The organism is Pedobacter sp. GW821-FHT01D05, from assembly GCF_059422505.1.
Map to the genome: position 1 here is coordinate 1,372,086 of NZ_JBWKXA010000001.1, position 13,592 is coordinate 1,385,677.

General features: G+C 39.5%; 8 protein-coding genes. All 8 read right to left on the reverse strand.

All coding sequences use genetic code 11. The features are described from left to right. Positions 1-7: 7 nt before the first annotated feature. The 8 genes from AC07VK_RS05595 to AC07VK_RS05630 all read right to left on the reverse strand — a co-directional run bounded on the left by AC07VK_RS05595 (position 8) and on the right by AC07VK_RS05630 (position 13,514). Positions 8-904: a sugar phosphate isomerase/epimerase family protein gene (locus AC07VK_RS05595; protein ID WP_492958916.1), complete on the reverse strand. Its 897-nt coding sequence runs from the start codon at positions 902-904 to the stop codon at positions 8-10. A 5-nt stretch (positions 905-909) separates the two neighbouring features. Continuing rightward, positions 910-2,448 (reverse strand): acetylxylan esterase, encoded by a 1,539-nt coding sequence (locus AC07VK_RS05600; protein WP_492958918.1) that lies wholly within the window; start codon positions 2,446-2,448, stop codon positions 910-912. Continuing rightward, the gene (locus tag AC07VK_RS05605) at positions 2,445-3,581 is read right to left on the reverse strand and encodes a sialidase family protein (RefSeq protein WP_492958920.1); all 1,137 of its coding nucleotides are present in this window, start codon (positions 3,579-3,581) and stop codon (positions 2,445-2,447) included. Before AC07VK_RS05605 ends, AC07VK_RS05600 begins: the two co-directional genes overlap by 4 nt. Positions 3,582-3,674: 93 nt before the next feature. Beyond that, entirely contained in the window at positions 3,675-4,340 is a 666-nt protein-coding gene (locus AC07VK_RS05610) for a DUF3826 domain-containing protein (RefSeq protein ID WP_492958922.1), read from the reverse strand. A 101-nt stretch (positions 4,341-4,441) separates the two neighbouring features. Continuing rightward, positions 4,442-7,180 carry an alpha-L-rhamnosidase gene (locus AC07VK_RS05615; protein WP_492958924.1) on the reverse strand — a complete coding sequence of 913 codons (2,739 nt, stop codon included), beginning with the start codon at positions 7,178-7,180 and terminating at the stop codon, positions 4,442-4,444. 96 nt (positions 7,181-7,276) lie between these two features. Beyond that, positions 7,277-10,090, reverse strand: coding sequence for a glycoside hydrolase family 2 protein (locus AC07VK_RS05620; RefSeq protein ID WP_492958926.1), 2,814 nt, complete (start codon positions 10,088-10,090; stop codon positions 7,277-7,279). Continuing rightward, positions 10,090-11,448, reverse strand: a complete 1,359-nt coding sequence (locus AC07VK_RS05625) for a sialate O-acetylesterase (RefSeq protein WP_492958928.1) — start codon at positions 11,446-11,448, stop codon at positions 10,090-10,092. Before AC07VK_RS05625 ends, AC07VK_RS05620 begins: the two co-directional genes overlap by 1 nt. A 233-nt stretch (positions 11,449-11,681) precedes the next feature. Continuing rightward, positions 11,682-13,514 (reverse strand): six-hairpin glycosidase, encoded by a 1,833-nt coding sequence (locus AC07VK_RS05630; protein ID WP_492958930.1) that lies wholly within the window; start codon positions 13,512-13,514, stop codon positions 11,682-11,684. Positions 13,515-13,592: the final 78 nt, after the last annotated feature.

Here is a 13,592-nt window from a genome sequence, read left to right on the forward strand (position 1 = left end):
ATTTATACTATTTCGGTTGAAAAACAGATTTCAGGTAGCTGGTATTGGCGCTGAAATTATATTTTACATTTGTTGGCTGTTTGGCATCCCGGCTTCTTTCTACAACCAGCCAACCACTCCAGCCCATATCATCTAAAGTTTCTTTAACTCTATTTAAATCAATTTTAGGATCGTTTTGTAACCAAACGCCATCCTCGTTTGTGGCATGGATTTGAATAATATTCTTTTTACCTAAAATTCTCAGCTCTTCATGTAAATCTCTTCCATTTTTGATGGCATTCGAGAAATTGAAGTAACTTTTAACATGCTTGCAATCAATATCTTTTAAGAGTTGTAATTCGCCTTTTGCATCTAAAGCACTTTCAATTCCGATGGTAATTCCCGCTTTGGCGGCCATTTTTCCGGCAACTTTTAATCGTTCTATGATTGGCACGCGCAGTTCGGGGTTTTTAACTAAATCGCCCTGAATACCCAATGGCAGAAATATCACTTTAATATGCATCGCTTTAGCCGTATCCAAACAATCCCGGATCATTTTCTGATAAGTGGGTCGCTTGGCAAATGATTGCGCATAAAACCCGGTCATGGCCAATGAGCAGAACTCCAAATTCAGTTCTTTGGCTTTATCCAAATATTCCTGCCTGATTTTTGGATCAGCCAGTTTATTGTCGAACGTTTCCCGATCGCCCAAACCACCCATGTCTATTTCCAGTCCGTCTGCACCAATTTCCTTCGCGAGTGGCAAAGCACTAATTTTCTGACGTTTTAAGATCATTAAATCAATCACGGCAATCTTATATCTATTCTTTTTCTCTACAGCATAAAGCAATTGATTGGGAATCATTAAAGCACCTGTTAACAATGCCACATGACCGATAAAAGACCTTCTGTTCTGATGCTCCATATCTATTATTTGCTTATGCTTAAGGGAAATAATTTTTCCAGATTTTCAAATCCCATCATTGCATTTTTAGGTAATCTTTCGCCTTTATCGCCAAAAACATAGAGGGCGTTTTCCTTTTCGATGGTTACTTTACTTTCGTCGTATTTACCTGTTTTGGCTTTAACTGCAGTACCATTTAGTTTGAAGTTTTTGATCAGGAAATCGTAAAGTGCAATACGTTTATTAATGCCAAAATCATGTTTTTCATCAGGAAGGTGAACATTTTCGACCTTATCTTTCACACCATAATAACTGTACATTTTTTGGAGGTAAGGAAAATCGTGTTCGGGTGTGTGTGCCGTCCAGTCGCTACCATCTGACACCAATAACTGGGGACGAGGTGCTGCCATTGCAGCCAGTTCTACATTATCAGTACCGCCACCACATTGATGGATTGGCATTCCGCTTTCGCAAGGACATCCACCATAAAAGTAAGATGACATCGCCACTACTGGCGCACTTAGCTTAATCCTGTCATCCATGGCGGTCATTAAAATAGAATGACTTCCTGCACCCGAACCTCCACTGATGCCAATTCTGGCTGTGTCGGTTTCTTTTAACGCACTGAAGTAGTCTAAAATCCTGATTCCTCCCAAAGCCTGAACAGTTTGCGCCAAGCTTTTACGGTGATCTTCATATTTAAACTGGAGCATCGATTCGCCCCAGGCAAATAAATCGTAGCTAAAAGCCATGGCACCCATTCTGGCAATCATTGCACAGCGGATCTGGCAATCAGGTCTGTAACGCTGCTTTTCCCAGTGCCCGTCCGGACTTAAAACCAATGGGATTTTTCCTTTAAAATTTAAGGGTTTATATAGTGAGCCATTAATCCAAACCCCAGGTAAAATTTCCAATGCAATGTTTTCTACCGAATAACCATCAAAAATTCTTTTCGCCGTGATAATCGGTTTTGAATTTGGTTTGGGGGGCAATGGCGATAACAATAAGGCTTGGTATAACTCGGGCTTTATTTGTGCCTTACGTTTTTCCCAACTGGCCCGATCGTGGTATTTTGTTGCCAAGCTATCCAGATAGGCCCACCCATCCTCAACTTCCCAACGGTAATATTCGTATTCTTTCAATTTGTAAACACCTGGTTTTTCTTTGTTTACTTTCATATCCAAAGGGGCAAGCACATTCGCAATTGTTTCATCAACGTTTGCACGGAAACGCCATTCTGCATAATTCACCCATTTATCTTTTACCTGTGGTTCGGAGTATTTGATTTGAACTTTAAAGCGTGTTTGAATCTCTTTAAGCACAACTACCAATGGCTTTTTATAGAAGTTATCGGTGTTTTGGATTTGGGCAAAAGTTGATAAAGAGATAATTGTGAAAAAAAATAGTGCCGTTAAACTCATTCTATTACTAATCGACCGTCCGTCATCTCGACTGTAGCGCAGCGAAATGGAGAGATCTATTACAGATTTAGCTTCGCTGAGCACTACGTGGTTCTCGACTACGTTGCACTCCGCTCGAAATGACGATTTTTTTATGTTTCTCATGGTTCCTCGTTTTTAGTTTCGCCAATTACCGGAGCTGTATAACCTTTCAGTTTCGGCCAAATACCATTTTTGATTTTCTTCAATTTTAGCTTCGAAGGATCAACCACAACGTGTTTAATTTTCTCTCTTCTCCATGTATAAATGAAATGTAACATGCCATCAGAAGTTTGAATCACCGCAGGGTAAGAATACTGGCTGATGGGCGAATCTTCCAGAATCAATGCGGCTGACCATTTCTTTCCGTCTTTTGAAACCGAAACATTTAATGGGGTACGTGGTCCTTTAGCTAAATCGCCCGGAGGCAAAACATGATTGTAAACCAATACATGGCGGCCATCTTTCATGGTTACTGCATCTGTACCGGAGTTGTTATTGGGTAATGATGTTTTGGTTAATGCCGACCAGGTTTCGCCGTTATCTTCAGACCAGGATGCTACAATGGCCCGATTTGCTGTTCTGGCCAATAGCTGCAATTTTCCATTTCCATGTTGTAAAATGCTCGGTTGAATGGCTTTGATTCCGTTTTCTGCCAATGGGCCTACGGTTCTCCAGGTTTTACCATTATCTTTGGTCACCTCGAAGTGAATTTTCCAACCATCGCCTTCTTTGCTTGATGGTGCAAAAAGGTTTCCATTGCTTAACAAAACAGGTTTATTTTTTACAGGACCAATATAACCATCGGGCAACTTTGTAGCATCCGACCAGATTTTACCGCCATCTTTTGAAGACCTCATCATGCCCCACCATTCTGATGGTTTTGGCCCGATTTTATAAAACAACAGTAAATCTCCACCAGGAACCTGATATAAAACAGGATTCCATGTAGGTAATCTTTTACCATCAGGTTGGATACCGTTAGCGGCCGAAACCGGTGCCAGCCATTTGCCATCCACAAAACGACTAATGTAGATTTCTACATCAGGATTCCGTTCTTTTGTGCCACCAAAAAATGAAGCAACTAAACCCGTTGGCGTTTCTGCTATTGTTGCTGAGTGGCAGGATGGGAATGGAGCTTTATCGTAAAGAAATTCTTGCTTTACGATTCCCGTTTGCCATTTTTCTACTTGAGCATTGGCACTAAGTGTTACTGCTAAAATAAGTCCTATTGTGGTGTATATTTTTTTTGATATCATAATTCTTTCTCTTCGAGGTTGATTACACAGATTATTTGATTTCACCGATTTGATTTTTACATCCAAAACTGAAAACTTCAAACGGTGAACTGCCTACTGCTTTTGTTTTGCTGCTTTCTCTTCTTTTATTTTTTTGGTATACGCACTATAAAGCGCTCTCCAGCTGCGACCGTTATTATTCAGCATCTGCTCTGATTTCGTTTTGTAAATTTCGAAAATGGCCGAAATCTGTTTCATGTTTTTATAATCGACAGCCTGTTCCCTGGCCTGTTTCAAAAAAGCTAAAATCTTCAATTCCTCGTCAGCAGTTAAATCAGGAACAATTGCTTTGTAACCTTTCATCGTGAATTCAACCTTTCCGATGGTGTATTTGTCTAAAATGGTTTCAACCTGCTCTGGTGTTAAATTCTTTTTCAATCCATCCATAAGCGATTGATGAACCGTTGGCGGCATAGCAGAATCAGCAATGATCTGTTTGTCTAAATCACTTAGTTTATTGCCGGTAACCGGGTTTATTCCATCAGGAACGGTTGATGATGGATGATCGTTATGCCAATCTTTAATGGTCGTTAAATGAACTGCAATTACATTTTCGACAGCAGACTTTTTTGCTACGTCGGTTAAATTTAGTGCTGAGGTCCATTCTTTGGCCTTTGTCAGGATTTCTTCTGGTACAACAATATCTTTGGTTTGACCGAATGCATTTACTGAAGTGATCAGTAAGGTTATCAGCATAAATGTTTTAAAAAACTTTCTCATAATTGTATTTTAATTATTGTTTCGGTTCGTGAAGACACAAACCGAGGCATATATACAGTAATCCTTTCTCGCCATGGTTCGTGTCTCCACGAATCATGATTTTATTTCCGCTCCACTACAAAAGCATAATCGCCAGAGCCAAGCTCATAAACTGCCCTGTTATTATCCATTTTTACAAATTTTAAATCCTTTATAGACTTATTTTTTTCTGAAACTTCATTTTTATTATTTGCAGGAATGTAAACCAACGCCCTTGTATTTGCTGGGATGGTAATGTTCCAGTTAAATTGATTAGCCGTTTTATTATAACTGCTTTTGATTAGCCCATAAACCGAATTGTAACTGGCATTTACCGAGTTTAAACCATTAATCATTTCAGGTTTCATGATGATTTTTTTAAAAGCAGCCTCTTCAGATTTTATACCAGCCAGGTTTTCGTAATACCAGATAAGCAGATCGCCAAGCATCATCACATGGTTCTGCGAATTCATTTTCGGATCGGCCGTATTGCCATTCCACAGTTCCCATATCGTTGTTGCACCATTATCAACCATATAACCCCAGCTCGGATAAGTTTTTTGCGTAGCCACCGTATAAGCTAAATCTGGCCGGCCATAATCGTTTAAACAGCGCATTAACCACTGAATACCCACTAAACCATTGCTTAAATGGCCTTTATTGGTCACTTCAACAGTATAAGTAATATTCTTGAAAACCTGATCTATTTTGTTCTGTGGAACCATTCCGAAATAAAGCGGAATAATGTTATCCGTTAGCGCATTAGAGGCATAATAACCTTTATCGTTATAATATTTCTGATTAAAAGCTTCTTTGATTTTATTTCCCAAAAGCTCATATGCTTTTACATCTTCATCGCTGCCGCTTACCTTAGCAAATTGTATCATCAACTGTGTAAAGTGATAATAATAAGCCGTTGAGATTAATTCGGAAGGATACTTTTTGTCCGCACTTTTACCACGGCCAAACTCGATGGTAATGGGTGGCATACACCAATCGCCGTAACTATCTTTAGCTAAAATATAATCTTTCATATAGCGGTCTTGCATATAAGCCAACCACTTTTTCATTGCGGGGTAATTATCCCGAACGGCAGAAACATCGCCAGTTTGTTTGTACAGCATTTCGGTCACCAAAAGCATTGCTCCTGGCCAGGTCATGTTATCGCTGTAGTACCGCCAAAAGGCAGGTGCCACATCAGGAATAGCGCCATCCTCTTTCTGAGAATTTCTGATGTCCTGCAACCATTTGGTATAAAAGCGTCCGTTATCAAAAAGAAAACTTTCTCCGTAAGCCACAGCGCCCCTATCTCCTAACCACGGCATCCGTTCGTTGCGTTGAGGGCAATCAACCGGAATCCCCTTGTAACTTCCGGCAATCCCCCACCAGGCATTTTTGAAGAGCTGATTGGTTAAAGCATCTGAAGTTTCGAAAGTTCCGACCGTTTTAATGTTATCGTAGATCATTTTGCCAACAAAATCATTCACTGATGGTTGGTAAGTATACCCCGAAAGTTCTACATACCTAAATCCGCGGTAAGCAAAAGTAGGCTCCCAGGTTTCTAATTCGCCCCCTTTTAAAGTGTATAAATCGGTACATTTCGCATTGCGAAGGTTAGCCGTAAAAAGTTCGCCATTATTTTGAAGTGATTCTGCAAAACGCATTTTGATTTGTTTGCCCTTTAGGCCTTTTATCTTGATCTGCAGCCAACCCACCATGTTTTGACCCATATCTAAAATATACCGGCCACCCGAAAGTTTAGTAATTGAAACGGGTTTAAGCGTATTCATCACCTTCATGTTTTCATTCATCTGGGCTTCAATGGTTCCTGTTGGTTCTTGTACAAATTCCGCTTTTGTCCACTTGCTATCGTCAAAACCTACATTATTCCAGCCTGCTGATTCCTTTGTTGCATCGTATTCTTCGCCATCATATTCGTTATTGGTTCTGATTGGCCCATCTGCTGTGCCTTTCCAGCTATCGTCGGTATCAATATTTGCTGTTGTTCCATCGGCGTAAACGATGTTGATGTTCATCAGCATTTTCGGAAAACCAAACGTTTTAATTTTATAAGGTTTTTCATTTTGGCGCATGGCGAAGAAACGCCCGTTTCCGAGTATCGTGCCAACCGCATTTTTACCATGCTGGAGGTAACTGGTTACATCGTAAGTGTTATATTTTACGTTTTTGGTGTAATCTGTAGGTGATGGAGATAAAACATCATTTCCAACTTTTTTTCCGTTGATAAACAACTCGTATAAACCTAAACCAACGATTGATGCCGTAGCATATTTGATTTCTTTCGTACTTTGAAACTCTTTTCTGAAATACCTGGCTGATAAACGCGAATCGGTTTTGATATTGTCCCATGCAAATGCCCTGTCGAAACCGATCCAGCCTTTTGGCCAATCTTTGTAGTACAGCAAACCCATAGAAAAATAGTTGTTAGCCGACCATTCGCTTTGACCCACATTAGTCCACACTTTTACTTTCCAATAGGCTTTCATCCGGCTTTTAAGCACTTTTCCGTTGTAGGCTATATGAATAGATTCTGGTGAGTTAATCTTTCCTGAGTCCCATAAATCGCCCTCATTGGCATTTAATTGCTCAGGCGAAGAAGACACCAAAACCTGGTAAGCCGTTTGCATTACATTTCTTTCACCTGAGCTGATATGCCATGCCAATCGCGGTTTCAAAACATCAATACCTAAAGGATTCACAAGCATTTCGCAGGTGGTATTTTGCAACGAGACCTGTGCCATCACTTTTGAAAAGGATAGGAACCAAATGCTGATGATCGCGATGTAGATTTTAATGTTCATTATATTTTCTTTAAAGATCAATTCGTCATTGCGAAGCTGGACTTGCGCGAGCTGAAGCAATCTTTTTTGCTAAGGTTATTGTTCTCTATAATTCCTTTATTGAGATTGCTTCGTCGTGCCTCCTCGCAATGACGATGTATTGGTTGAAAAATCAAAATACAAGGTCATATTTAATGCCCTGCTTGGGGCTTTATCAAAATCGTAATAAATATTCTTCATTCCCATTGGTCCGGTTGTTTCTGGTTTTTGGGTTTTGGTGCCAATTGCCGAAATTGCATTCATAAATGAAATTTCACCATTAGGAAATGTCGGACTCATGTTGTCATATTCTGTATCTTTCGATTTTTTCGGTGTAAATAGTCTTAAAAACACATCTTCTCTATCTGTAACTACCTTAAACGATTGCTGTTTGCCAAGAAACTCGCACCAATACATGTTTGAATAATAACCTTTAAATTCAGGGTATTGCCAGGGCGCCTCTCCTGTTGCCGAATTGTTATAATCCTTTTTCCAGATGCCAAATTGGGTGCCTTTCATTCTATTTTTCCAAACGCGATATGGTCCGTTGCCTTTATATTCAACTGTTTTAATTTCTGATTCAGGATAGGAAAAGTTCAATCCAACGAAAGTGGTAAAGTAATCTGATGGAAAATATTCCACTTCCATTTTTAGCCAGCCTGAAGGATAAATTGTCCATTGTAAAGTATTCCAACTTTCTTTTTTATCAAATTTTGATGAAATAATTAAATTCTCTCCATCCATTTTTTGTGTGAAGTTTTTGAAATTATTTACACCCTCTTGCAAAATCGGACCGTTCGAAAACGGAATGATACCTTTGGCATTTTTTGCCTGCTGCAACAAACCTGATGTTTTATCGAAAGTTAAATTTATGCCATTAGCAGAAACCTGATAAACTTTCGCATCTTCTTTAATATTTACCTTTGAAGAACCTGTTTTTACAACAATTTTCTCTGCATCATCTTTAGGAAGCATTATCGGGAAACTCCAGGTGAATAATTCCTTGCCATCGGGTGCATTTGCAGTGAGGTAAAGTGCATCAAAGCTCCTCCAGTCGCCTGGAAGATTGATCTTTAATTTTCCTTTTTCGAAAGGTTTAATATTTGGAGCGTCTGCTTTACCCGATTTGAATGTTGCATCCGTTTCCACCTTTAATTTCTTCAATTTCCAATTGAAAGTACATTGATTGAGGTCGGTAAAAGCATAACGGTTTTCTAATGTAAACGAACCATCAAAACCCGCTGTTATTTCTCTTTTCTCAACAAAAACAGGGCTCCAGACTTCTTTAATGGTGAAGAAACTACCTTCTTTTTCGTGATAAGGTCCGACAATTCCGTCAGGGCCATGATTTCCATCGGTATCTAATTCGCCGTTTTTATCGGTACGCACTACAGCCTGATCGGCAAAATCCCAAAGGAAACCACCTGCAGAAAGTGGATTATTCCACATCGCATTCCAATAATCTTCAATGCCTGCACCGTGACCGCCATCCCACATGCCATGAAGAAATTCAGTTGGCATTAGAATATTGTGTCCGTGATCGTAATTGCCGATTCCATAATTAAATTCGCGGTAATGGGTGGTTTCGAAACCTCCAAAAACCTCCCAAGGATGGATTAACGGGCGTTTTTGTATATCTTCTTCAGCAAAAAGATGATCAAGTTCGCGGTTATGTCCGCCTTCATTTCCATTAGCCCAAAATATAATCGATGGATGATTTTCATCATTCAACATCATTTCTTTTATCAATTTTGTTCCCGTAGGCTTATCATAAGTGCCATGCCAGCCGGCCAGTTCATCCATAACGAATAAACCTAGCGAATCGCAAACATCAAGAAAATGGCCGTCTGGTGGATAATGGGACATCCGAACGGCATTCATGTTCATTTCTTTCATTAACAGCACATCGGCAATACTGATTTTTTTACTGGTAGTACGGCCTGATGATGGATAAAAAGAGTGACGGTTTACACCTTTGAATTTCATTTTCACTCCGTTTACATATACACCATCACGTTCTTTTACTTCAATTGTCCTAAAACCAATCTTTTTAGAAAGCTGATGAATCTCTTTACCATTTTTAACTAAAGTGAATGTTGCAGTGTAAAGATTTGGAAATTCTGAAGACCATAATGCTGGATTGGAAAACTGATGGTGCATCTGTATGCTTTTACTTCCTTTTTTTATTGAAGTCGTAAATCTTTCACCGAATCTTTTTCCATCTTTTCCTAAAAGTTCTACTTCAAGCTTATCCGCATCACCTGTATAATTCAATTGAGTAGTTAAATGGCCATCAGCTTTAGCATCTATCTGAATTCGATCGATATGAGTTAAAGGCAAAGATTCAAGATAAACTGGTCTGAAAATACCACCAAAAATCCAGAAATCGGCTTTACGTTCAGCCTCGTTAACAGATTGATTAACTGAATGTTTAGATACCTTTACTTCAAGCAAATTATCGCTATCAAGTTTTACCAATTTAGAAATATCGTATCTAAACACATAAAACGAACCCTGATGTGTTTCTCCGGCAGATTTTCCGTTGATTTTAACCTCGGTATCTGTCATCGATCCCTCAAAAACAATATTGATTTTTTGGTTTTTCCAACCTGTAGGAACCTTAAAAGTATATTTATAAAGTCCTTGTTCTTTGCCTTTATTTTCCTCTTTGTTGAAACCGTAGTTATATTTCCCAAAACCTTGCAATTCCCAGTTTGAAGGCACGGGAATAGTGGTCCACTTACCCGAATTTGCGCCAGCTGTACAGAAGAAATCCCAGTTAACGGTATTGTCGTTCCCAGTTCCCGAGAGGTATAATTTCTCAGTTTGCTGTGCTCTTAGGGAGCAAAACGTGGTTATTAAACACAAGAAAAGTATAAATCTGCGTTTCATTAATTGGTTTTAAATGATTTGATTAATGGATTATCGGTTCTAAAAGGCAATGCTGGCAAACCGTAACAGTTAAAATTTCCTGTTGGATTTTCTGTCCAGTTATAGCGAACCACAGTTGGTTCGGCAATTTCGTTTGAAGAAACCACCACTTTATCGTCTTTTACAATAGCTTCAGCATTTACGAATTTACCGTCTTTCCCCGCGATTGCAAATCCTAAAATAGGTTTATTGTTTAATTCCAGGTATGTAAAATGGAGCAATGCTTTTCCTTTTTTAAAGGATGCAGACTGGTAAATCGGCCCAGAAAAAGGTATATCTTTGTTGTATGTTTTTGCTAGTGCCAAAAGCGATAATCTTCTACCTACTTCCCACTTATAAGTTGGATGTAAATCTCCCCCATTATCGTTCAAATCTGATGTAGAAATCATCCCCGTATTGGGCAAACGCAATAGCTGTTGTTGCGCCTCCCAAAAAGTTGGTTCCGTTTCGGCAGTTAATACAACCTTATCGCTTTTTTGTTTACTATAATCGAATGGTGCAATCTGAACATAATAAAACGGCAGATCCTTTTCTTTCCAGGCTTTTCTCCAGCTATTGATCAATACTTTCATTTTATAAGCGTAGCTGATTTTCTCGTTCAAAAAACAGTTTGTTTCGCCCTGATACCAAAGCAATCCACGGATTTTAAATTGAGTTAAAGGTTCGATCATGGTCGGATAAAATTTACCAGGATCGTTACCCACTTTTTGGTTTTTGAAGTAATCCTCTTCTGCAAATGCATTTTCTGAAATCCACGGTTCAATGGCGCTGCCCGGAATGGCCGAAGAGATCATGCCAACAGGAATACCTAATTTTTCCTGAATTTCTTTTGCAAAGAAATAACCTACAGCGGAGAAAGCACGTAAAGCGGAATCTTGTGCTACACTCCAGCTTTTATGGATCGAATCGGGTTTGATCAAAGTTTTGCGGTTAACCAGGAAAATCCTGATCTGATTATTGTGTGCTTTTGCAACCTCGTCAGATGGAAAACCCAAGTTTTCATTTTTTGGTTTCGGAATTTTGGCCAGTTTGCGCATCGCATATTCCATATTCGATTGACCTGAACATACCCAAACCTCGCCTACCAGGATATTGGTAAGTTCGATTTTATTTGAGCCATTAATAGACATCGTTTGGGGCTTTGAAGATGTTTTGAGTGGAGCTAAAACAACAAGCCAATTTCCATCTTTATCGGTTATTGTTTGTTTTTTTTGTCCGGCAAAAGCGACTTCAACTTTCTCATCCGGAGATGCAAAGCCCCAAATATTGATGGGTTTATCCCGTTGCAATACCATATTGCTCGATAAGATTTGAGGCAAAAGGATTTTTGCATTGGCGGAGAAGGAACATAACGATAAGAGAATAATTACTATCGTCATTTCGAGCGAAGTGCAGCGCAGTCGAGAAATCTGTTTAACTTGGCTCAAAGATTCCTCCACTGCGGTCGGAATGACGCACAGGAAAGATTGCTTCGTCGTGCCTCCTCGCAATGACGCTATAAAAGGAAACGAGGGAAAAACTGAAAACTTCAAACTGAAAACTGCCAACTGTCTCAAAATCCCTCCGTTTTTAAATATTTAATCGAATAAACCGCTTCCTTTTTCTCTGATTCTCCAGCATTTTTTAGATCATAGGTTTGATCGGCAGGTGTATCTACATCAGGAAAACGACGCACATCGCCGGTGCGGAAAACAATTCTGGAAACATCGGCAACAGGCTGAAAGGCCAAACTGGTTAATGCATCTTTTCCGTTGACAGTAATGGTGTAAAATCGGGTAAATGCATCTAATTTTAGTTTGATGTCGTAATTTTTCCCTGCCTCATATTTCATAAAGTTTTTATATCGTGCACCAGCTTTTGCACTTAAGATTCCTGCAGTATCAAAAGTTAACCGAACGGTAGCAGCTCCTTTAGCATCCTGCAATTCGATTTCCAGTAAACCAAAATCACTTTGCTTTGGCGTAACCGAAAACGAAGCCATGATTTTTCTGGATGCCGGAAACAATCTTTCGGCTTTCGCATAGTCGAATGGATCTTTATCTTTCAATACCAAAGTTCCATTGTTAACCGTTACTGGCGCCCAAAGCGGACTATAGATATTCCACATTTCGAGTGCCTTATCAGTCGGCATTTTACTAAAATCGTCATTTACATGTTGGGTTGCTTTATCATTAACGGGTACCGGAACCGAAGAAATCCAGATATCTTCTTTATTCATGCTGTAGGTTACCCATAATTTTCCATCGGCAGGTTTTCCGTTCCCTTCTTCAATACCACGAACATACTGCGGACCGTAAGATTTGTAATTGCCTCCGTAACGCATTGGTGTAATTTCTCCATTTACCAATAAAAGATTGGTATAATCTAGTCCGTTTTTGCTTGTTGAAATGGCTAAAGGCCAGCGGTATTCAGATGGATTATAAACCGTCGCGTAGTTACCGTCAGCAGTTTTTTGACCCCATATTTTGGCATTACTGTTTACAAAACCTGGTGCACGCGATGCGTTTTCAGGCCAACTTTTACCGTTATCATTGCTGATTGCTGTTAAGGCATTTTTCCATAAACCTACCACTCTTCCATCAGGTAAATGATAGTAGCTGAAGGCTTTATATTGTTTCTGCAAAGTAATTAATGGGTCTTTTCTATCCGCTTCTTCATTCCACTGTTGTGTCATTAACTTATTTGATAACAATTCATTACAGGCTTCAATAAAAGCTTTACTTTTGCTTTTGGTGTACAAAGGATATTTGGTGTTTTTCTCCGAGTAACCTGGATTGTAATGGATGAAATAAATTGGACCATATTTTCCATCTTGCTGAATTTCTCTTACTGCCCTGCCAATTCCATGGCCATCGTTCGGATCGTCTTTCGCGTCAAAACTGATCGCGTAAAAACCCAAAACCAGGAATACATTCTTAGTGGAAACATAAAAACCCATGCGTTGATGCATTACTGCGTCTAAATCTTTTGCAACATCGGTTCTACCCTCTTTTGTGGTTCCATCAGGAATGCGGTAGATTGGAAATACCACTTCTGGTTTCGTCCAGTTGTAGCCATCTTTTGAAGACTGTAATAATGTTTGCCCTGGCGGGATGCTCTCGCCCACTTTATCGCTTAAATATTCGATATAAAATTTATTGTTCCAATAGGCCAACATCGGCGCATGGTTGTAGGTCCAGCCAAAGTTTTCGGCCAGTTCAGGGTGTTCCCTGTTCGCACGAAAAGTTTGGATACTGTGTACACCCATCACTGGCGAAAGCTGCCCATGATGATAATCTGCGTTAACTAAGGTTTTACCGGTATAGCGCACTGTATCCTGCGCCTGCGAGCTTTGTACTGCAAGTGCTAATGTTAGGCTTAAACAAAGTATTTTAAATATTTTCATGTTTTTAGTTCATTTCGTCATTGCGAGTTTCCGATTTTTCATCGGAACGAAGCAATCTTTTTTGCTGGATAGATTGCT